Source organism: Leucobacter ruminantium (genome assembly GCF_017565705.1).
GTDB lineage: Bacteria > Actinomycetota > Actinomycetes > Actinomycetales > Microbacteriaceae > Leucobacter > Leucobacter ruminantium.
Genome location: NZ_JAGDYL010000001.1, coordinates 138,338 through 157,163, shown reverse-complemented (window position 1 = coordinate 157,163; position 18,826 = coordinate 138,338). Strand labels below are relative to the sequence as shown.

At 69.8% G+C, this 18,826-nt stretch carries 23 protein-coding genes; 16 read left to right on the top strand and 7 right to left on the bottom strand.

Annotation, left to right across the window (positions count from 1 at the left end; all coding sequences use genetic code 11):
- Positions 1-16: 16 nt before the first annotated feature.
- The 3 genes from lipA to lexA all read right to left on the bottom strand — a co-directional run bounded on the left by lipA (position 17) and on the right by lexA (position 2,747).
- The gene (gene lipA / locus J4H91_RS00725; protein ID WP_208044575.1) at positions 17-985 is read right to left on the bottom strand and encodes a lipoyl synthase; all 969 of its coding nucleotides are present in this window, start codon (positions 983-985) and stop codon (positions 17-19) included.
- A 188-nt stretch (positions 986-1,173) separates the two neighbouring features.
- Entirely contained in the window at positions 1,174-1,875 is a 702-nt protein-coding gene (gene lipB / locus J4H91_RS00720; protein ID WP_208044329.1) for a lipoyl(octanoyl) transferase LipB, read from the bottom strand.
- Positions 1,876-2,081: 206 nt separating this feature from the next.
- The gene (gene lexA, locus J4H91_RS00715; protein WP_208044328.1) at positions 2,082-2,747 is read right to left on the bottom strand and encodes a transcriptional repressor LexA; all 666 of its coding nucleotides are present in this window, start codon (positions 2,745-2,747) and stop codon (positions 2,082-2,084) included.
- A 256-nt stretch (positions 2,748-3,003) separates the two neighbouring features.
- Between lexA and J4H91_RS00710 the strand changes: the two genes are divergently transcribed.
- Entirely contained in the window at positions 3,004-3,384 is a 381-nt protein-coding gene (locus J4H91_RS00710; RefSeq protein WP_208044327.1) for a hypothetical protein, read from the top strand.
- A gap of 143 nt (positions 3,385-3,527) precedes the next feature.
- Here J4H91_RS00710 and J4H91_RS00705 read toward each other — a convergent pair whose 3' ends face one another.
- Positions 3,528-5,186: an LPXTG cell wall anchor domain-containing protein gene (locus J4H91_RS00705; RefSeq protein ID WP_208044326.1), complete on the bottom strand. Its 1,659-nt coding sequence runs from the start codon at positions 5,184-5,186 to the stop codon at positions 3,528-3,530.
- 259 nt (positions 5,187-5,445) lie between these two features.
- On the opposite strand from J4H91_RS00705, the gene J4H91_RS00700 reads away from it, so the two are divergent.
- The 9 genes from J4H91_RS00700 to J4H91_RS00660 all read left to right on the top strand — a co-directional run bounded on the left by J4H91_RS00700 (position 5,446) and on the right by J4H91_RS00660 (position 13,069).
- The gene (locus tag J4H91_RS00700) at positions 5,446-6,519 is read left to right on the top strand and encodes a histidinol-phosphate transaminase (RefSeq protein ID WP_208044325.1); all 1,074 of its coding nucleotides are present in this window, start codon (positions 5,446-5,448) and stop codon (positions 6,517-6,519) included.
- A gap of 73 nt (positions 6,520-6,592) precedes the next feature.
- Positions 6,593-7,369 carry a DsbA family protein gene (locus J4H91_RS00695; RefSeq protein ID WP_208044324.1) on the top strand — a complete coding sequence of 259 codons (777 nt, stop codon included), beginning with the start codon at positions 6,593-6,595 and terminating at the stop codon, positions 7,367-7,369.
- Positions 7,370-7,383: 14 nt separating this feature from the next.
- Positions 7,384-8,187, top strand: a complete 804-nt coding sequence (locus J4H91_RS00690) for a cytochrome c biogenesis CcdA family protein (protein WP_208044323.1) — start codon at positions 7,384-7,386, stop codon at positions 8,185-8,187.
- Positions 8,188-8,216: 29 nt separating this feature from the next.
- Positions 8,217-8,825: an imidazoleglycerol-phosphate dehydratase HisB gene (hisB, locus tag J4H91_RS00685; RefSeq protein ID WP_208044322.1), complete on the top strand. Its 609-nt coding sequence runs from the start codon at positions 8,217-8,219 to the stop codon at positions 8,823-8,825.
- Complete coding sequence (hisH, locus tag J4H91_RS00680; RefSeq protein WP_208044321.1) at positions 8,822-9,502, top strand: imidazole glycerol phosphate synthase subunit HisH; 681 nt, start codon at positions 8,822-8,824, stop codon at positions 9,500-9,502. The genes hisB and hisH overlap by 4 nt, the downstream gene beginning before the upstream one ends.
- 36 nt (positions 9,503-9,538) lie before the next feature.
- Positions 9,539-10,288, top strand: a complete 750-nt coding sequence (gene priA / locus J4H91_RS00675) for a bifunctional 1-(5-phosphoribosyl)-5-((5-phosphoribosylamino)methylideneamino)imidazole-4-carboxamide isomerase/phosphoribosylanthranilate isomerase PriA (RefSeq protein WP_208044320.1) — start codon at positions 9,539-9,541, stop codon at positions 10,286-10,288.
- A complete protein-coding gene (locus J4H91_RS00670) occupies positions 10,288-11,184 on the top strand; it encodes an SseB family protein (RefSeq protein ID WP_208044319.1) in 897 nt (298 codons plus the stop codon). The genes priA and J4H91_RS00670 overlap by 1 nt, the downstream gene beginning before the upstream one ends.
- A gap of 110 nt (positions 11,185-11,294) precedes the next feature.
- Entirely contained in the window at positions 11,295-12,899 is a 1,605-nt protein-coding gene (locus tag J4H91_RS00665; RefSeq protein ID WP_208044318.1) for a sodium-dependent transporter, read from the top strand.
- The gene (locus tag J4H91_RS00660; protein WP_208044317.1) at positions 12,896-13,069 is read left to right on the top strand and encodes a methionine/alanine import family NSS transporter small subunit; all 174 of its coding nucleotides are present in this window, start codon (positions 12,896-12,898) and stop codon (positions 13,067-13,069) included. The genes J4H91_RS00665 and J4H91_RS00660 overlap by 4 nt, the downstream gene beginning before the upstream one ends.
- A gap of 37 nt (positions 13,070-13,106) precedes the next feature.
- Here J4H91_RS00660 and J4H91_RS00655 read toward each other — a convergent pair whose 3' ends face one another.
- Complete coding sequence (locus J4H91_RS00655; RefSeq protein ID WP_208044316.1) at positions 13,107-13,439, bottom strand: branched-chain amino acid transporter permease; 333 nt, start codon at positions 13,437-13,439, stop codon at positions 13,107-13,109.
- Positions 13,432-14,187, bottom strand: coding sequence for an AzlC family ABC transporter permease (locus J4H91_RS00650; RefSeq protein ID WP_208044315.1), 756 nt, complete (start codon positions 14,185-14,187; stop codon positions 13,432-13,434). Before J4H91_RS00650 ends, J4H91_RS00655 begins: the two co-directional genes overlap by 8 nt.
- Before the next feature lie 79 nt (positions 14,188-14,266).
- Between J4H91_RS00650 and J4H91_RS00645 the strand changes: the two genes are divergently transcribed.
- Both J4H91_RS00645 and J4H91_RS00640 read left to right on the top strand, forming a co-directional pair.
- The gene (locus J4H91_RS00645) at positions 14,267-14,701 is read left to right on the top strand and encodes an Lrp/AsnC family transcriptional regulator (RefSeq protein ID WP_208044314.1); all 435 of its coding nucleotides are present in this window, start codon (positions 14,267-14,269) and stop codon (positions 14,699-14,701) included.
- 23 nt (positions 14,702-14,724) lie between these two features.
- The gene (locus J4H91_RS00640; RefSeq protein WP_208044313.1) at positions 14,725-15,774 is read left to right on the top strand and encodes an aldo/keto reductase; all 1,050 of its coding nucleotides are present in this window, start codon (positions 14,725-14,727) and stop codon (positions 15,772-15,774) included.
- Positions 15,775-15,838: 64 nt separating this feature from the next.
- On the opposite strand, the gene J4H91_RS00635 is transcribed toward J4H91_RS00640, so the two are convergent.
- Positions 15,839-16,219: a DUF1844 domain-containing protein gene (locus tag J4H91_RS00635; RefSeq protein WP_208044312.1), complete on the bottom strand. Its 381-nt coding sequence runs from the start codon at positions 16,217-16,219 to the stop codon at positions 15,839-15,841.
- Positions 16,220-16,451: 232 nt separating this feature from the next.
- Between J4H91_RS00635 and infC the strand changes: the two genes are divergently transcribed.
- From infC to J4H91_RS00615, 4 genes are all read left to right on the top strand, one after another.
- Positions 16,452-17,051 (top strand): translation initiation factor IF-3, encoded by a 600-nt coding sequence (infC, locus tag J4H91_RS00630; protein ID WP_208044574.1) that lies wholly within the window; start codon positions 16,452-16,454, stop codon positions 17,049-17,051.
- A gap of 76 nt (positions 17,052-17,127) precedes the next feature.
- Entirely contained in the window at positions 17,128-17,322 is a 195-nt protein-coding gene (gene rpmI / locus J4H91_RS00625) for a 50S ribosomal protein L35 (RefSeq protein WP_010156662.1), read from the top strand.
- A gap of 41 nt (positions 17,323-17,363) precedes the next feature.
- Entirely contained in the window at positions 17,364-17,747 is a 384-nt protein-coding gene (gene rplT / locus J4H91_RS00620) for a 50S ribosomal protein L20 (protein ID WP_208044311.1), read from the top strand.
- 106 nt (positions 17,748-17,853) lie between these two features.
- Positions 17,854-18,657, top strand: coding sequence for a TrmH family RNA methyltransferase (locus tag J4H91_RS00615; protein WP_208044310.1), 804 nt, complete (start codon positions 17,854-17,856; stop codon positions 18,655-18,657).
- Positions 18,658-18,826 lie beyond the last annotated feature (169 nt).

The following is an 18,826-nucleotide window of genomic DNA, read 5'->3' as shown; positions in this document are numbered from 1 at the left end:
CAGCCGACGACGCCGCTCAGACCGCCTGGAGGAACGCGTCGTCGGCTCCGGCGCTCTCGGCGAGGTTCCGCAGCTGCTCGGGCACGGGGCGGCCCTGCTTCGCCATCGTCTGCGCCCACAGCCGCCCGGCGCGATACGACGAGCGCACGAGCGGGCCCGCGAGCACGCCCGCGAACCCCAGCGCCTCGGCCTCCGCCTTCAGCTCGACGAACTCCTCCGGGCGGACCCAGCGGTCGATCGGGTGGTGCAGCTTCGAGGGCCTGAGATACTGCGTGAGCGTGAGGATGTCGCACCCCGCGTCGCGCAGCTCGCGCATGGTGTCCGAGATCTCCCGCCGCTCCTCGCCCATGCCGAGGATGAGGTTCGACTTCGTGATCATGCCGGCGTCGCGCGCCTGAGAGATCACGCCGAGCGAGCGCTCGTAGCGGAATCCCGGCCGGATGCGCCTGAAGATGCGGGGCACGGTCTCGAGGTTGTGCGCGAACACCTCGGGCGCGGCCTCGAACACCTGCGCGAGGTCTTCGGGACGTCCGCCCAGGTCGTCGGCGAGGCACTCGACGCCCGAGCCCGGGTTCAGCGCGTGGATCTGGCGGATCGTCTCGGCGTAGAGCCAGGCGCCCGTGTCGGGGAGGTCATCGCGGGTGACGCCCGTGATGGTCGCGTAGCGCAGTCCCATGGTGCGCACCGACTCCGCCACGCGGCGCGGCTCGTCGGTGTCGAGCGGCAGCGGCTTGCCCGAGGTGATCATGCAGAAGTCGCAGCGCCGGGTGCAGATGGAGCCGCCGATCAGGAAGGTCGCCTCGCGATCCTCCCAGCACTCGAAGATGTTGGGGCAGCCGGCCTCCTGACAGACGGTGTGCAGTCCCTCGCGCTGCACGAGCGAGTGCACGTCCCGGTATTCGGGCCCGAGGCGGGCGCGGGTCTTGATCCAGGCGGGCTTGCGTTCGATCGGCGTCTCGGCGTTGCGCGCCTCGATGCGGAGCAGGCGGCGGCCCTCGGGTGCTGCCGCAGCGCCCGGCGATGGTGCGGCGCACGACGCCGGTGCGGCGCATCCGGACGCCGCGGTGCCCGGCGCCGTGCGCGTCTCCTCTGCGGGCGGTGCCGTGCGGCCGGATCCCTCGCCCCTCTGCTGCTCGAGCACCTCGGAGAGCGGGGTGCCGATGTTCCTGGCGCTCACTCGGCGACCTCCTCGAAGACGGAGACGAACGCGGCTTCGAGCACCGGCGCGACCTCGCGGGGCGTCACCTCGGCCCCGCGTACGCGGCTGAGCGTCGTCACGCCCGCATCCGAGATGCCGCAGGGGATGAAGCGGCCGAACGGTTCGAGGCTGTTGGAGCAGTTGAGCGCGATGCCGTGGGTGACGATGCCGTCGCTCGTGTGCAGACCGATCTGCGCGATCTTCGCGGGCGAGGGATCGGCTCCGCGCTCGGCCTCGTCGACCCACACGCCGCTGCGACCCTCGACGCGGAACCCCTCGACCCCGAACTCCCGTGCGACCTCGATGAGCGCACCCTCGAGCACGCGCACGAGCTCGACGACCCGGTAGCGCTCGCGCAGCCGGATCACGGGATAGGCGACGAGCTGGCCGGGCCCGTGCCAGGTGACCTTGCCGCCGCGGTCGACGGGGATGACGCGCGTGCCGTCCCGCGGATACTCCTCGGGGAGGGATCTGCGACCCGCCGTGTAGACGGGCTCGTGCTCGAGGAGCAGGAGAGTGCCGCGGTCCTCGCCGTTGCGCACGCGTTCCGCGGCCGCGGTCTGGAGTTCCATCCCCAGTTCGTAGGGCACGGGCGACCCGGAGAGCCCGGCGCTGCGGGTGGGGATAGGGGTGACGGGAGGGGAGGTACGAGCGGGCTGGGCGGTGGTGGCGAGCATGGCCCCCAGATTAGTTGAACTCGATTCAACAAATCAATGCGGATGCGGAAACGCGTTCTTCGGGAGGGTCTCCCGCGCGGTGTGCGATGGGGGAACCCGGAGGGGATCCGCGCTGAGGTGCGGGAGGGTTTCGTCCTGAGAGCGGGCAGGGGTTCACCCGTGAACTCCGGAGGGAGCCGCTTCGGAGGCCGGGGTGAACCTTGGATCTACACGGAGCGGAATACCGCCACGACTTTGCCGAGCACCTCGGCGTGGTCGCCCAGGATGGGCTCGAACGCGCTGTTGCGGGGGAGCAGCCAGGTGTGCCCGTCGCGGCGGCGGAAGACCTTCACGGTGGCTTCGCCGTCGAGCATGGCGGCGACGATGTCGCCGTTCTCGGCCTCGCGCTGCTGGCGCACGACGACGAAGTCGCCGTCGCAGATGGCGGCGTCGATCATCGAGTCGCCCACGACCTTCAGCATGAAGAGCTGGCCGTCGCCGACGAGCGCGCGGGGGAGCGGCACGATCTCCTCGACCTGCTGGTCGGCCGTGATCGGCACGCCCGCCGCGATCTGGCCGACCAGCGGCACGTACGCCGCCTCCTCGACCTGCTGCTCCGGAGCGTCGGCGACGGCGGCGCTGGTCTGGGCGAGTTCGATGAGGATCTCGAGCGCGCGCGGCCTGTTGGGATCGCGACGGATGTAGCCTGCGAGCTCGAGGCGGCTCAGCTGGTGGGTCACGCTCGACAGCGAGGAGAGGCCGACGGCGTCGCCGATCTCGCGCATGCTCGGCGGATATCCACGGCTCTCGACCGAGCGGCAGATGAACTCGAGGATCGCCTGCTGCTTCTCGCTCAGCGGCTTCTCGGGGCGAGACGCGTCGGTGGGGCTCATCGCTGTCCTTCCGTCGTGATGCGCACGAGCGGGCCTCGCGACATGCGCCGGAACCATGAATGTCAGTGGTTGCTGTTTCAGTGATCCCGTTGCTCGAAACCCTAGCCGCAGCGCTCGAACATCGACAAACGTATGTTCGAGTGTCGCGAAAAACATCGGAACGGATGTTCGATGAATGCTTGATGGTTTCGAGAATCGAAGGTATATTCGAAACAGGTGTTCGCCTCGGCGTCGCCTTGAGGAAGGGAAACCGATTATGAGTGCAGCAATCACGGTGGGTTCGCCGAAGCTCCGCCTGACCCGGCGCGGTCGAGCCGTGCTCGGCGCTCTCGCGACGGTGCTCGTGGCGGCCGTCCTCGCCTTCATCGCGGCGATCGCCGCTCCGCAGGCCCAGGCCTCGAACACGGCCGAGGGCGGCGGGGAGTTCCACTACGTCGTCGCGCAACCCGGCACTTCGCTGTGGTCGGTGGCCACCGAACTCGACCCCTCGATGGATCCGCGCGACCTCGTGGCCGAGATCGTGCAGCTCAACCAGCTCGAGGGATCGGGCGTGCAGGCGGGGCAGCCGATCGCCGTGCCGCTGCGCTATTCCGACAGTGACGCGGTGGTCTCCGCGGAAGAGCTCGGTCTCGACTGATATCGCAGCTGCCCGGTCGGCTGATCGACCCGCCGTCGGCTGCGGAGGCTGCGTTCAGCGGAGGGCCACTGACCGATGATGAGCGAGGGCGGTAGGGATCAAGGATCCCCACCGCCCTTCGAGACGCCTTGCTCGGCGCTGCGCTACTCGGAGTTCCGGCGCCGCGCGACGAACAGGGCCGCGCCGCCGATGAGCAGGAGCCCGGCCGCTCCGAGCGCGTAGGGGAGGAGGCTGGCGCCGCCGGTGCTCGGAAGCGTTGTGATTCCGGTCTTGCCGGTTCCGGGGTCGACGCTCTTGGAGCCGCCGCCCGCGACGACGGAGAAGCTGACGCTCACCGTGTCCAGGTGGTTGATCTCCTGGATGGAATCGTCGGCGAACACCGGCGTGAACGTCATCGTGTACTCGCCGACAGGCAGGCGCCCGCCGAGGTCGGCGGACCAATCGCCGTTCTCGTCGACCTCCACCGGGTAGGAGGCGCCGGTACTCGAGGTCAGCGTCGGGACGAACGAGGAGGAAGCGGTCGGGGTCGCCGTCGGCCCGGCATCGGCGAGGAGTTCGCCGGCGGACTCCGCGGCCTCAGCCGGATCGCCGCCCTGCTCGAGAGAGCCGGCGAGGGCGTCGGCGGTCTGCGCCAGGAGATTGACCGGACCCTCCGGTTCGCCCGGGCCCTCGCTGAAGAACGCGTTCGGCAGGAACGGGTCGACGGTTCCGGCGATGCTGTTGGGCGCGTTCGCCGCGGTGAACACCTGCCCCGGAGCGATCGAAGTGATCTGCGAGGGATCCGCCAGGAGAGCGAGCACGAAGGAGCTGCTGTTCCACGTCTCATCCTCGACGTACTGATGCACCGCGGCGGTGAAGATTCCGCGGCGGATCGTTTCGGGGAAGGCATACGACCAGGTGCCGTCCTCCGACACCTGCGCCGTGAAATCGTGAAACTCGGGGCTCGGGCCGAAGGGGTCCTCGGCCCGGGCGTAGCTTCCCTCGATCCATGCGCCGGGTTCGCCGGTGCCGTCCAGCTTCGCGACCGGGCCGGTGCGGATCTCGAGATCGTCCGAGAATCCGTCGATGGTGACCTCGGCGTAGACGGGGCCGGGGGCGGCCGCCACCGTGAACGTGGCCGAAGCCGGGCTGAGCGAGGAGTGGACCGCCGGGTCGGTGACGGCCTGCTGCACGACCAGGCTGTAGTTGCCGGGCTGCAGGGGTTCCGGGAAGGTGACGGACCAGTTGCCCGAGTCGTCCATCGTGTAGTCGAACGAAGCGCCGTTCAGGATCGGCGTGATCCGGTAGTCGCTGCGGGATGCGAGGGCGGGGTCGACCGTGCCCGAGATCCTCGTCACCGCTTCGTCGGGGCCGAATACCCCGCTCGGCGGAATCGAGGTGATGTTCACCGGGGCGAAGAAGGTGTAGTCCACCTGCTGGGTGTCGGTCAGCCGACTGCCCCCGTCCTCATACTGGGACACCTCGACGCGCACGTTGCCGGTCATGAGCGGAGGCTGCATCGTCACGGACCAGTCGCCGGAGGGGCCGACGGCAATGATGTCGAGGGTCGAGCGATTGTCCGTGGCCGCGCTGATGTTCAGCTGAGCTCCGGGCACAGCCGTGCCTCCCAGCCGGCCGAGCCCACCGGTGTAGTACCCCGAGTCGCCCGGGGTGGTGATGCTGAGCCGTGTCTCGGCTGCGAGTGGCTGCATCTCCCGGTCCTGCGGCTGGGGTTCGACGGCGAATGCGGGCGACGCGATCGCGATGCCTCCCAGAGCGAGCGCGGCGGCGGTGCCGAGCGCGAGGAGTCGATGTGTTCTCATGTGTGAAGTGTTCCCCCGGTCGGCCGTGACGAGGCACGGTCGGTGATTCCGGCGCTGTTCCCCGAACGCCGAAGGCGGATCCCTGGTCGACCAGGAATGCACAGCCGATACTCAGCCTAGGTGCATTTGGAAAGGCAGTGGTGAGCAATATCCGTGTTCTGCGCGTCTTGGCTCATCGGTGCGCGATCTGATCGAAGACGGCCTCGAAGGGCCCTGCGCTGACGCGATTCGCCGCGCGTCGAGGTTCTAGACTGGTGCGGTGACCAGCTTGAGCGATCTTCCCCTCCGCGACAACCTCGTGGGCCAGGAGCCCTACGGCGCCCCGCAGGACGCGGTGCCGATCAGCCTGAACGTCAACGAGAACACGCATCCGATCCCCGACCCGGTCATCGAGGACATCGTCGCGTCCCTCGCCGAGGCCGTGCGCGGCGTCAACCGCTATCCCGACCGGGAGTTCGTGGAGCTCCGCACCGCCCTGGCGGGGTATCTCGGCCACGGGCTCACCGCCGAGCAGCTCTGGGCCGCGAACGGCTCCAACGAGGTGCTGCAGCAGATCCTCCAGGCCTTCGGCGGCCCGGGCCGCACCCTGCTGAGCTTCTCGCCCACCTACTCCATGTACCCGCTGCTCGCATCCGGCACCGATACGGGTTGGATCGACGTGCCCCGGCCGGAGGGCTACGCGCTGACCCCGGAGTTCACGGTCGCGGCGCTGCGCGAGCACCGCCCCGACATCGCGATCCTCTGCGGCCCGAACAATCCGACGGGCACGCCCCTCGACCGCGACGTCGTGCTCGCGGCCTACGATGCCTTCGATGGCATCCTCATCGTCGACGAGGCCTATCAGGAGTTCGACGCCGAGCGCGAGAGCAGCGTCGCCCTGCTGCCGGGCCGGCACCGGCTGCTCGTCTCCCGCACCATGAGCAAGGCCTTCGCCTTCGCCGGCGTGCGTCTCGGATACCTCGCGGCCGATCCCGCGGTCATCGACGCTCTCCGCCTGGTGCGGCTGCCCTACCACCTCTCGGCGCTGACGCAGGCGGCCGCCACGGCCGCGATCCGGCACTCCGGTGAGATGCTGGCGACCGTTGCGGACATCCGCGAGCAGCGCGACCGTCTCGCGACGGCGCTCACCGAGCTCGGCTACGAGGTGCACCCCTCGGGCGCGAACTTCCTGCTCGTCGGCGGTTTCGCCGATCCGACGGGAGCCTTCGAGACGCTCCGAGCCCAGGGCATCCTCATCCGCAATCTCGGAATCGAGGGCCACCTGCGCTTGACGGTGGGCACCGAGCCCGAGACCACGGCGCTCATCGACGCCATAGCGGCTCTGGGGGCCTGACCGGTTCGAACGACGGGTGAAGATCGGGCCCCTGATTCGGCCCGGCCCGCGGTGCTCGGATAGCGTGGATCGCATGAGCCGCCCGATCGAAGCCCTGCCGCGCCCGGAACTCGAACGACGCTATCGTCGGCTCCGCTCCGTCACGGTGGTGCTCGCCATCGCGGCGGCGGCGCTGCTCGTCGTCACCGGTGTGCAGTGGAGCACAGGGGTCTCGGGAGATGCCGCCGGGCGAGCGGGGCAGGGATCCTCGGTCTCCGAGAGCGACAGCGGCGAGGGATCCGATGCGGCTCCCGCCGCGAACTCGCTCGAGCGCAGGATCGAGGGCGACCCCATGGCTGTCGGAGACGTCGACGCTCCCGTGGTGCTGAGCGAGTGGGTGGACATGCGCTGCCCGTACTGCGCCGTGTACAGCCGGGAGACGTTCCCGATCCTCATGGAGGAGTACGTGAAGACCGGCAAGGTGCGGATCGAGATGCACGACGCCGCGTTCTTCGGGGAGGAATCGCTGCGGGCCGCTGCGGCGGCGCGGGCCGCGGGCGAGCAGGGGCGCTACGTCGAGTTCGTGCAGGCGGTCTTCGCGGTCGCGCCCGAGAGCGGGCACCCCGAGCTGCCGGTGGACGAGCTCGTGGCGCTGGCCGAGCGCGCCGGTGTGAAAGACCTCGAGCGCTTCGAGCGCGACATGAGCAGTGAGCAGCTGCGAGCGGCGGTGCAGGCGAGCACCGACACGGCGCAGAGCCTCGGCGTCACCGGCGTGCCGTTCTTCGCCGTCGACGGGCAGGCGATGAGCGGGGCGCAGCCGATCGAGGCCTTCCGGCAGCTGCTCGACGAGGCCGTCGCCTCGGCCTCCTGAGCACCGGGCTTCCGATGAACCTCAGCCTGCTCGGCGCTCTTCTCGGCGGCGTGCTCACGCTGCTGAGCCCCTGCTCGGTGATGCTGCTCCCAGCCTTCTTCGCGTACGCCTTCACGAGCCCGCGCGAACTGCTCTCGCGCACCGGCGTGTTCTTCCTCGGTCTCGCGACCGCACTCGTGCCGCTCGGCCTGCTCGCGGGCACCGTCGGAGCGTGGGTCAACCGCTATCGCTTCGAGCTCGTGACCGCCGCCGCGATCCTCGTGATCGTGCTGGGTCTCGCGGTCGCCGCGGGCGTGCGTCCGCCCGCCGCGATGCGCGGGCGGGGTCCGAGCGGCGCATCCGCCGCGTCGGTATTCGCGCTCGGCTCCGTGTACGGGCTTTCGGGCGTGTGCGCCGGGCCCCTGCTGGGCGCGGCGCTCGCCTTCGCGGCGTTCGGCGGAGATCCGCTCTTCGGCGGGCTCGTGCTGCTGGTCTTCGCGCTGGGCATGACGCTGCCGCTTCTGCTGCTCGCCCTGCTCTGGAACCGGCTCCCGGTGGTGCGGCGCCTGGTGCGGCCGCGCGAGTTGGTGATCGGGAGATGGCGCAACGCCTGGACGAACGTCGTGGGCGGTCTGCTCACCGCTGGAATCGGGGTGCTGCTGCTCGTGACCGACGGCACCTCGGCGCTCGGCGGCGTGCTCGGCGCCACGCAGCAGGCCCGGCTCGAGGCCGCGGTGATGAGCGCCTCGTCTACGGTGCCCGATTGGATCGTGCTGATCGCGATCGCGGCCGTCGCCGGAGCCTGGGGGATCGTGCGGCTGCGGCGTCGCCATCCGTGAGGCCGACTAGGCCGACTAGACTGGAGCCCATGACCTCAGCCTCACGCACCGTCTCGATCGAGCGTTCGACGAGCGAGTCGCAGATCGTCCTCAGTCTCGACCTCGACGGCTCGGGCGCCTCCGACATCGACACCGGCGTGCCGTTCTTCGACCACATGCTGACCGCGTTCGCGAAGCACTCGCTCACCGATCTGACGGTGCGTGCGAAGGGCGACACCCACATCGACGTGCACCACACGGTGGAGGACACGGGCATCCTGCTCGGTCAGGCGATCCTCGAGGCGCTCGGAGACAAGCGCGGCATCACCCGCTACGGCGATGCGCTCGTGCCGCTCGACGAGGCGCTCGCTCAGGCTGTCGTCGACATCTCGGGCCGTCCCTACCTCGTGCACTCCGGCGAGCCTGCTGGCTACGAGTTCCACCTGATCGGCGGCCACTTCACGGGGTCGATGGTGCGTCATTTCTTCGAGGCGCTCGTGCTGAACGCGCGTCTCACGGTGCACCTGCGCCTCGTCGAAGGCCGCGATCCGCACCACATCGCCGAGGCGGAGTTCAAGGCCTTCGCGCGCGCGTTCCGTCAGGCGAAGGCCCTCGACCCGTTCGAGACCGGCATCCCCTCCACGAAGGGCGCTCTGTGACCGCGGAAAGCGCTACCGGGGCCGGCCCTTCGACAGGCTCAGGGACCGGTCGGAAGCGCGTCGCCGTTCTCGATTACGGGTCCGGCAACGTCCACTCCGTGGTGAAGGCCCTCGCGCGTGCGGGTGCCGACGTCGAGCTGACGAGGGATCCCGCTGCGGTGATGAATGCCGACGGTCTGCTCGTGCCGGGCGTCGGCGCGTTCGACGCGGTGATCAGCCAGCTGCGCGAGGTGCGCGGCGACGAGCTGATCGACCGACGCCTTGCGGGCGGCCGTGCGGTGCTGGGCATCTGCGTGGGCGAGCAGGTCATGTTCGAGCGCGGCGTCGAGCGCGGCGTCGAGACCGACGGCCTCGGCCAGTGGCCGGGCACCGTGCGCGAGCTGCGGGCTCCCGTGCTACCGCACATGGGTTGGAACACGGTCGATGCCCCCGAGGGATCGAGGCTGTTCGCAGGCATCGAGCACGAGCGCTTCTACTTCGTGCACAGCTACGCCGCGACCGAGTGGACGCTCGAGGGGCGGGGAGAGGCCACCAAGCCCCTCGTCACCTGGGCCGAGCACGGCGAGCGATTCGTCGCGGCGGCCGAGAACGGACCGCTGACGGCTACGCAGTTCCACCCCGAGAAGTCCGGCGAGGCGGGCATCCAGCTGCTGCGCAACTGGATCGCCACCTTCTGACCCGAATCCGCACTACCCGCAAGGAGCGCACCCATCATGACCGAGCTCGCCGAGGGCCCTAAACTGCAGTTGCTGCCCGCCATCGACATGGTCGACGGCAAGGCGGTCCGCCTCACTCAGGGGGAGGCCGGCACTGAGACGAACTACGGCAGCCCGGTCGACGCCGCGCTCGACTGGATCGAGCAGGGCGCGGAGTGGATCCACCTCGTCGACCTCGACGCCGCATTCGGCCGCGGCAGCAATGTCGCTGTGGCGCGCAAGATCATCAAGCGCGCAGGCAACCGGGTCAACATCGAGTTCTCGGGAGGGATCCGCGACGACGCCAGTCTCGAGGCCGCACTCGAGATGGGTGCCAGGCGCGTGAACATCGGCACCGCCGCCCACGAGAACCCCGAGTGGACGCGCGCGGTGATCGCCCGCTACGGCGACCAGATCGCCGTCGGTCTCGACGTGCGCGGCGAGCAGTTCGCGACCCGCGGCTGGACCGAGGAGGGCGGCAACCTCTGGGACGTGCTCGCGCGCCTCGAGGATGCGGGCTGTCCCCGCTACGTCGTGACCGACGTCACGAAGGACGGCATGATGAGCGGCCCGAACATCGAGCTGCTGCAGAAGGTCTGCGCCCGCACCGACCGCCCAGTCATCGCCTCGGGCGGGATCTCGAGTCTCGACGATCTGGCGGCGCTGCGGTCCATCGTGCACCTCGGCGTCGAGGGCGCGATCGTCGGCAAGGCTCTCTACGACGGCGCCTTCACACTGCCCGCAGCACTGGACGTCGCCGGCCGGTAATGGCCATCAGGAAGCTCCCGTCCACGGGCGACGCTCCGCGGTCCACGGGTGTGCCGGCGAGCCTCGTGCCGGGCGGCCCCGCCGACTCCGCGGGGTTCCCCTGGCAGGGACGCACCTTCGATCACCACGGCACGGCCTTCGCCGACGACGACGGCGCGACCCCCGCGCGCCTCGCCGCGGCCGTCGCGGAGGTCCGGGCGGCGGCGAGGGGCTTCGTCACCGCTGCGGCGGGCGAGCAGGCGGCGGCGCTCGCCCGCCTCGGGGCTGCCCACGCCGACGCCGTGCTCGCGCTCTCGGAGTCGCGGCTGCTCGTGCCGCTGCTCGCGGAGGCGGGCGACACGGGGCTGACGCCCGACGGGCGGGTGGTCGAGAAATCGCAGGAGCTGTCCATCGTGACGGTCGCGGGGCCTGACGGCCGCAGGGTGATGCCCGTCTTCAGCTCGACGGAGGCCATGCGGAGCTGGAATGCTGAGGCCAGGCCGATCCCTGTTCCCGGACCCCAGCTCGCGCTCGCCGCCGCGCAGGAGGAGACCGATCTCATCATCGTCGACCCGGGATCGTCGGATCGCGAGATCGGCGTGCGAAGGCCGGCGCTGCGTGCGATGGCGCTCGGCGAAGCCGTGCCGCCCGCGTGGGACGACGCCGCGGTGCGCGAGGCGTTCATCGGCGCCAGCGCCGGCCCCGGGGTCGAGGCGCTGGCCCTGTTGCCGGGCGACCCCGAGGCCCGTCTGCTGCAGGCCGAGACGGAGGTGCGCCTGCTCGTCGCGCCGGGCCTCGACGATGCGGGGCTGCGCGAACTGCTCGAATCGCTGCAGCGCCGCTGGGCGGCGAACGCCGTGATCGCGGAGCGCGTCGACTCGATGCGCGTGCGCCCCGTCGCAGGCCCCCGGGGCTGAGGGCGCAGGCCTCGAGCAATCCCGCCGAGAGCGGCCCGAACGGGAACGGCGTGCCGCCCACCGGTGCTAGTCTCTCCGGGAACGTACGCGAGGACAAGGAGCTTGAGCACGTGACCCAGGGCACACCGAAGCAGGCCGCGCCGCAGCGCGCCGAGTGGACCGGCCAGATCGGCTTCATCATCTCGGCGATCGGTTCGGCCGTCGGCCTCGGCAACATCTGGCGCTTCCCGGGCGTCGCATACGAGAACGGCGGCGGAGCGTTCCTGATCCCGTACATCGTCGCGCTCCTCACCGCGGGTATCCCGATCCTCTTCCTCGACTACGCGATCGGGCACCGCTTCCGCGGCTCGGCGCCGCTCGCCCTGCGTCGCGTCGCGGGGCGGCTGGGGGAGAGCCTCGGCTGGTTCCAGGTGATGATCTGCGTGTTCATCGCGATCTACTACACGGCTGTGCTCGCGTGGGCCGGCAGCTACTTCGTGTTCTCCTTCGACCTGCGGTGGGGCGACGATGCCGGTGGCTTCTTCCAGGGGGAGTTCCTGCGGGTGCCCGATGACGGCACGCTGTTCTCGATGGACTTCGTGCCGGGCGTGCTGATCGCGCTCGTGCTGATGTGGGTGGTCACGATCGTGCTGCTCGGCCAGGGCGTGGTCAAGGGCGTGCAGCGGGCCAACATGATCGCGATGCCGCTGCTCGTCATCGGTTTCGTCGTGCTCGTGGTGCGCGCGCTCTTCCTGCCCGGCGCGGCCGACGGGCTGAACGCGCTGTTCACCCCCGACTTCGCAGCCCTCGCCGACCCCGGCGTGTGGGTCGCGGCCTACAGCCAGATCTTCTTCTCCCTCTCCGTCGCCTTCGGCATCATGATGACCTACGCCTCGTATCGCAAGCGCCGGTCGAACATGACGACGCCCGGGCTCGTGGTGGCGTTCGCGAACTCCTCGTTCGAGATCCTCGCGGGCATCGGCGTCTTCGCGACCCTCGGTTTCTTCGCGCACCAGCAGGGGGTGGGCATCGCCGATCTCGAGGGGTTGACCGGCGTCGGGCTCGCCTTCGTGACGTTCCCCGCGATCGTCGCCGAGATGCCGGGAGGCCCCTTCTTCGGCATGCTGTTCTTCGGATCCCTCACCCTCGCCGCGCTCACCTCGCTCATCTCGATCCTCGAGGTCGTGTTCGCGGGCATCATCGACAAGTTCGGCATGAGCCGCAAGGGCGCCGCCTACGGCATCGGCGGCGCGCTCGCGGTCGTCTCCATCCTGCTCTTCGGCACGACCACCGGCCTCATCGCCCTCGACACCATCGACAAGTGGGCGAACGAGATCGGCATCGTCGGCTCGGCCGTCGTCATGACCGTGACCGTGCTGTGGATCAGACGAGCCGGCCGCGAGCTGAGCGGGCACCTCAGCGCTCTCTCGACCTTCAAGGTGGGGCGCACCTGGCTGCTGCTCGTCTCCGTGCTCGGGCCGATCGTGCTCGGCTACATGCTCATCGTGACGATCATCGACCTGATTCAGAACCCCTATTCGGGTTACAGCCCCGGTTACCTGCTCGTCGTGGGCTGGGGCTCCGTGTTCGCGATGATCGCGGGATCCGCGGTGCTCACGCTGCTGCCGTGGAAGAGAGACCCCTCGAACTTCGTTCCCTGGCCGGTGCTCGAAGCGGCCGGTGCAAAGGCCCGGCCCGGCGCTGCCGGCAACGATTCCACCGGAGGTGCCCGATGACCCCGATCGCGATCGTCTTCCTCGTGCTCGCCGCCGCCGTCGTGTGGGGCGGGCTCGTGGTGAGCGGAATCTTCCTCGGTCGTCGGCCCGAGGTCGACGAGTACCCGCCGGGCGGCGACGACCCCGCGGGCGAGGAGGTCTACGACCTGCCCCCGATCCGGGACACGTGAGCTGAGGCCCGCGCAGGCCGAGCCCGGCTCGATCGCGTCAGATGAAGTTGATCAGCAGGATGTAGCAGGCGGTTCCCGCCGCGATGCTCAGCAGGGCGCGCCGCCCGCCCAGCAGGTGGACGGCGATGGTGACGGCCGTCGCGATGGCGACGGGCCAGATGCGTCCGGACGAGACGAACTGGTCCCTCAGCACCACGACCGCGAGGATCAGCAGGATGCCCGCAGGCATCCAGCGGCCGAGCGCCTGCACGAAGCGCGAGCGGCGGAGGGGCTTCAGCACCGCGAAGGGCAGCGCGCGCAGTCCGAGCGTGATGAGCCCGGCGACTGCGACGGCGGCGATCAGATAGATCGGCGCGAGCTGTTCAGGCATCGGATCCCTCGCCCTTCTCCTCGACCGCAAGCCCGCGTTTCTGCGCGAGCGCGTAGCGCGCCGCCAGCAGCACGGTGTAGAGCACGAGCGCGACGAGCAGCGCCTGCGCCGGCGCGATGAGCATCGACACTCCCACCGAAAGCCCGGCGAGCAGCACCGAGGGCACCTCGCGCCTGCTGCGCGCGGCGTCGAGCGTCATCACGACGAAGAGCGCGACGAGCGCGAACTCGAAGCCCTCGATCGGCTCGGGCAGCGCCCCCGCGATCACGACGCCCACGAGGCCGCCGAACACCCAGTACGCCTGCATGGCGAGCTGCCCCGCGACCATGCGCGCGGAGGAGAGACGCTCCTCCGGCATCAGCACGTAGGTGGCGTACGCCTCGTCGATCATCGCGTACACCGAGTAGGCGCGCGGCAGCCCGGGCGCGACGCGCTGGATCGGGAATGACAGGGCGTAGAAGACGTGCCTGAAGTTCACGGCGAAGACCGTCACTGCGATGGTGACGAGGGGTGTCGCGGCGGCCAGCATGCTCACGAGCAGCAGTTCGACCGAGCCCGCGAAGATGCCGACGGAGAGTGCAGGGGCGAGCCACCACGGCAGCCCGGCCTGCACCACGAGCACGCCGAGCGCCACGCCGAGCGGGAAGATGCCGATGCCCACGCCGAGCGAGTCGCCGAGGCCCGCGAGTACCTGCGAGCGCCGCCCCGTCGGAGCGGTGGCGGACGTGGCGGGACGGGGAGGGCGCATGCGACCATCATCCCGCAACGGGGGAGCAATGTGTGTGCGTATCGGTGCATCCACCTTCGTAATACTGCAATATTGATTCATGGATTCTCTGGATCACGCAATCATCGCAGAGCTCGAGCGGGATGGCCGCATCAGCAACGTCGAGCTCGCCTCGCGCATCGGTCTGACGCCCGGCCCCTGCCTGCGGCGGGTGCAGCGCCTCGAGGCGAGCGGCGTCATCCGGGGCTACCGCGCCGTCGTCGACCCGGAGGCGCTGGGGCGCAGCTTCGAGGTGATCCTGCAGGTGGACCTCGCCTCGCAGGAGACATCCGTCGTCGAAGGATTCGAACGGGAGGTCGCCGCCCTCGACGAGGTCGTCGAGTTCAAGCGCCTCTTCGGCACGCCCGACTATTTCGTGCGCGTCGCGGTCGCCGACCTCGCGAGCTACGAGTCCTTCCTCACCCGGCGGATCATGTCGGTCCGCGGCGTCGGCAAGCTGAGCTCTCACTTCGCGATGAAGAACCTGAAAGGATGAGGGCCCCGTACTAGCATCGGGGCATGAGCAACGACGAAGCGCCCTCGCGATACGACCGCACCCCCGTCCGCCGAGTGGGCCGCAGCGGCTTGCACCTGCCGCTGCTGTCGCTCGGGCTGTGGCAGAACTTCGGCGACGACCGCCCGCTGGAGTCGCAGCGAGAGCTCGTGCTCGGCGCCTTCGACCGGGGCATCTTCCACTTCGACCTCGCGAACAACTACGGCCCGCCGCACGGGGCGGCCGAGCGCAACTTCGGGCGCATTCTGCGGGAGGATCTCGCTTCGCACCGCGACGAGCTCGTGATCTCCACGAAGGCCGGCTGGGACATGTGGCCGGGCCCGCACGGCGCCGGTGCGAGCCGCAAGCACCTCGTGTCGAGCCTCGACCGCTCGCTCGCGAGCCTCGGCGTCGACTGCGTCGACATCTTCTACACCCACCGCCCCGATCCGCGCACCCCGCTCGAGGAGACGGCGCGGGCCCTCGACCACATCGTGCGCTCTGGCCGCTCCCACTACGTCGGCATGTCGTCGTACTCCGCCGAGGCGAGCCGCGAGCTCGCGGGTCTCATGCGCGAGCTCGGCACCCCGATCACCATTCACCAGCCGTCGTACAGCATGGTGAACCGCTGGATCGAGACGGAGGGGCTGCTCGATGCGGCGGCCGACGAGGGCTTCGGCGTGATTGGCTTCACCGCGCTCGCGCAGGGTCTGCTCACGGGCAAATACCTCGACGGAGCCCCCGAGGGATCGCGCGGCTCGGGTCCGGGCTCCTTCACCTCCGAGGCGCTGACCGATGAGCTGCGCGGCCGGCTGCGCGCACTCGTCGCGGTCGCCGAGAGGCGCGGGCAGAGCCTCGCGCAGCTCGCGCTCGCATGGGCGTTGCGCGACGAGCGCGTGTCGAGCCTCGTGATCGGCGCGAGCCGACTCTCGCAGCTCGACGAGAACTGGCGGGCGCTGCAGCGACTCGACTTCACCGCGGAGGAGCTGTCGGAGATCGACGGCCTGCTGGCCGACGCCGGGGTCGATCTGTGGCGCGATGCCCGCAGGGGTGGCGAGGTGCCGCTGCTGGGATGAGCGGCGGCGCTGCCCGCGCCGTATGTCCGGAGGCCGCCCTCGGCCTCTGCCGCGACGGGTGTGCTCAGATCACCGATCCGGTGTACTTCTCGCCGGGTCCCTGACCCGGTGCATCGGGGATCGTCGAGGCCTCGCGGAAGGCGAGCTGCACCGAGCGGAGGCCGTCGCGCAGCGGACGTGCGTGCGAGTCGCTGATCTCGGGGGCGCCGGCGGTGATGAGCCCCGCGAGAGCGTTGATGAGCTTGCGCGCCTCGTCGAGGTCGGTCTCGTTCTCGGGGTCGTCGGAGAGACCGCACTTGATCGCGGCCGCGCTGAGCAGGTTGACCGCTGCGGCGGTGATGATCTCGACCGCGGGCACCTCCGCGATGTCGCGAGCGGCCTGCGCGGCCTCCGCGTCGTGCGTCGTGCTGTCGTGCTGCGGCTGGTCGGCGGTGTTCTCGCTCATACTGTCCTGACTGTTGCGGCTGATTCTGTGCTAGGCTTGTTCCGGTTCTCGGCGATTTGCCGGGATACGGAAGAGGAGATACTCCCACCCGGCACCGCTCCAAGGTTACCGGGTAGTTGGCACCCCGCCGCTCGCGCGGCAGCTTGCAGGGTGCGGAACGCGCGTGCGCGGCCCGATCTCCTTCCGTGCTCCTGTCAGGAGCGACCAGACCACGAGATCAGAGGAGCCGGCGATCAGCGATCCCCGTACGAATGACAGAATCCGCGTCCCCGAGGTGCGACTGGTTGGCCCCAGTGGCGAGCAGGTCGGGGTCGTCCCGATCGAGACTGCGCTGCGCCTGGCGGCCGACGCGGATCTCGATCTCGTCGAGGTAGCCCCGAACTCGAAGCCTCCCGTCGCTAAGATCATGGACTTCGGGAAGTTCAAGTACGAGGCAGCCCAGAAGCAGAAGGAAGCCCGTCGCAACCAGGCGAACACGGTGCTGAAGGAAGTGCGCTTCCGCCTGAAGATCGACAAGCACGACTACGAGACGAAGACGAAGCGCGCCATCGGCTTCCTGTCGCAGGGCGACAAGGTCAAGTCGATGATCCTCTTCCGCGGCCGTGAGCAGTCGCGCCCCGAGATGGGTGTGCGCCTGCTGCAGCAGTTCGCGGAGGACATCGCCGAGTACGGCACCGTCGAGTCGAACCCTCGCATCGACGGCCGCAACATGGTCATGGTCATCGCGCCGATCAAGAACAAGTCCGAGGCGAAGGCGGAGCAGAACGCCCGCCGTGCCGAGGAGAAGGCCACTCGCCGCGCCGAGAAGTCGGCCGATTCGGCGAGCGAGTAGAACTGCGGCGGCCCCGAGGCCAGCCGCGACAGACGCTGCCGCCGTGTGCGGCGCGCACCACAACAAGGAGAGAACGATGCCCAAGCAGAAGACCCACTCGGGGGCCAAGAAGCGCTTCAAGCTGACCGGCTCCGGCAAGCTGATGAAGCAGCAGGCCGGCATGCGCCACAACCTCGAGGTGAAGGCCTCGAAGCGCAAGCGCCGTCTGAACGCCGAGCAGGTGCTCGCCAAGGGCGACGCCAAGCAGGCTATGAAGCTCCTCGGCCACTGATCCCGGCCACCCCGAACCTTTTCTCGTAAGGAAGAACTGAAATGGCAAGAGTCAAGCGGGCAGTCAACGCCCACAAGAAGCGTCGCGTCATCCTCGAGCGCGCCGAGGGCTACCGCGGTCAGCGTTCGCGCCTGTACCGCAAGGCCAAAGAGCAGGTCATCCACTCGCTGGTCTACTCGTACAACGACCGCCGCAAGAAGAAGGGCGACTTCCGTCGCCTGTGGATCCAGCGCATCAACGCCGGCGCCCGCGCCAACGGTCTCACCTACAACCGCTTCATCCAGGGCCTCGGCCTCGCGGGTGTCGAGGTCGATCGCCGCATGCTCGCCGAGCTCGCGGTGAACGAGCCCACCGCCTTCGCCGCGCTCGTCGAGGTCGCCAAGGGCGCCCTCCCCGAGGACACCTCGGCTCCGAAGGCCGCGTAAGCAGCCTCGTCTCGAGAACCCCGCCGCCCGTCAGGGCCGCGGGGTTCTCGCGTTTCCGGGCCGGCGGCGGGCCCGAGACGGATCGCACGCCGGATAGGCTGGTGCGGTGAACGATGCGATCCTGACGAACCCGAAGGCCCCTCGGATCAAGCGGGCCGCGGCACTCGCGCGCAAGAGAGAGCGGCAGACGCAGGGGCGCTTCCTGGTCGAGGGCCCGCAGGCGGTGCGGGAGCTGCTCGCGCACCGCCCCGAGCTGGCCGAGACCGTCTACGCCACGACCGGCACGGAACCCTGGCAGCATGAGATCGATCGGCTCGCCTCTGACGGGGGAGTGCGCATCGAGCGCGCGACCGAGGAGGTCCTGGCCGCGATGGCCGACACCGTGCAGCCGCAGGGAGTCGTCGCCGTCGCGAGGGTCGCGGAGCCGCCGCTCGCCGAGGCGCTGGCGGGCGCCCGGCTGGTGGCGATCCTGCATGAGATCAGGGATCCGGGCAACGCCGGCACCGTGCTGCGCGCCGCCGACGCCGCGGGAGCCGACGCCGTGGTGTTCGCGGGCGAGAGCATCGACGCCTTCCACCCGAAGGTGGTCCGATCGACGACGGGGTCGCTGTTCCACCTGCCGGTGGCGCGGGCCGGATCCCTCGCCGAGGCCGTGGACGCGGCGCGCGCCGCGGGCCTGACGAGCTATGCCGCCGACGTGCGAGGCGATGATCTGCTCGAGTCGCGCGCTCAGCTCGCGCAGCCCGTCGCATGGGTGTTCGGCAACGAGGCTCGGGGCCTGAGCGATGCCGATCGCGCCCTCGTCGACCGCTCGCTCAAGCTGCCCATCTACGGCGCGGCCGAGTCGCTGAACCTCGCGACGGCGGCGAGCGTGCTTCTCTACGAGACGGCGTTTGCGCAGCGAGCTTAGGGCGAAACGCGGCAGCGTTTCGCCGCGAGCTGCGGTGCCGCACCACCCCGCTGATTGAGCGAGCGAAGCCCACCCCGCTGATTGAGCGAGCGAAGCGAGTCGAAATCGAGGGGTCTGCTCCGACGGTTTCGACTCGGCTCCGCCTCGCTCAACCAGCGGAGTTGTTCGG

Bases quoted from the DNA above. Each gene is read 5' to 3' on its own strand.
- lipB (WP_208044329.1), bottom strand. From the start codon at position 1,875: ATGCTCGCCACCACCGCCCAGCCCGCTCGTACCTCCCCTCCCGTCACC.
- lexA (WP_208044328.1), bottom strand. From the start codon at position 2,747: ATGAGCCCCACCGACGCGTCTCGCCCCGAGAAGCCGCTGAGCGAGAAG.
- J4H91_RS00710 (WP_208044327.1), top strand. From the start codon at position 3,004: ATGAGTGCAGCAATCACGGTGGGTTCGCCGAAGCTCCGCCTGACCCGG.
- J4H91_RS00705 (WP_208044326.1), bottom strand. From the start codon at position 5,186: ATGAGAACACATCGACTCCTCGCGCTCGGCACCGCCGCCGCGCTCGCT.
- J4H91_RS00695 (WP_208044324.1), top strand. From the start codon at position 6,593: ATGAGCCGCCCGATCGAAGCCCTGCCGCGCCCGGAACTCGAACGACGC.
- J4H91_RS00690 (WP_208044323.1), top strand. From the start codon at position 7,384: ATGAACCTCAGCCTGCTCGGCGCTCTTCTCGGCGGCGTGCTCACGCTG.
- hisB (WP_208044322.1), top strand. From the start codon at position 8,217: ATGACCTCAGCCTCACGCACCGTCTCGATCGAGCGTTCGACGAGCGAG.
- priA (WP_208044320.1), top strand. From the start codon at position 9,539: ATGACCGAGCTCGCCGAGGGCCCTAAACTGCAGTTGCTGCCCGCCATC.
- J4H91_RS00670 (WP_208044319.1), top strand. From the start codon at position 10,288: ATGGCCATCAGGAAGCTCCCGTCCACGGGCGACGCTCCGCGGTCCACG.
- J4H91_RS00660 (WP_208044317.1), top strand. From the start codon at position 12,896: ATGACCCCGATCGCGATCGTCTTCCTCGTGCTCGCCGCCGCCGTCGTG.
- J4H91_RS00655 (WP_208044316.1), bottom strand. From the start codon at position 13,439: ATGCCTGAACAGCTCGCGCCGATCTATCTGATCGCCGCCGTCGCAGTC.
- J4H91_RS00650 (WP_208044315.1), bottom strand. From the start codon at position 14,187: ATGCGCCCTCCCCGTCCCGCCACGTCCGCCACCGCTCCGACGGGGCGG.
- J4H91_RS00645 (WP_208044314.1), top strand. From the start codon at position 14,267: ATGGATTCTCTGGATCACGCAATCATCGCAGAGCTCGAGCGGGATGGC.
- J4H91_RS00640 (WP_208044313.1), top strand. From the start codon at position 14,725: ATGAGCAACGACGAAGCGCCCTCGCGATACGACCGCACCCCCGTCCGC.
- J4H91_RS00635 (WP_208044312.1), bottom strand. From the start codon at position 16,219: ATGAGCGAGAACACCGCCGACCAGCCGCAGCACGACAGCACGACGCAC.
- rpmI (WP_010156662.1), top strand. From the start codon at position 17,128: ATGCCCAAGCAGAAGACCCACTCGGGGGCCAAGAAGCGCTTCAAGCTG.
- rplT (WP_208044311.1), top strand. From the start codon at position 17,364: ATGGCAAGAGTCAAGCGGGCAGTCAACGCCCACAAGAAGCGTCGCGTC.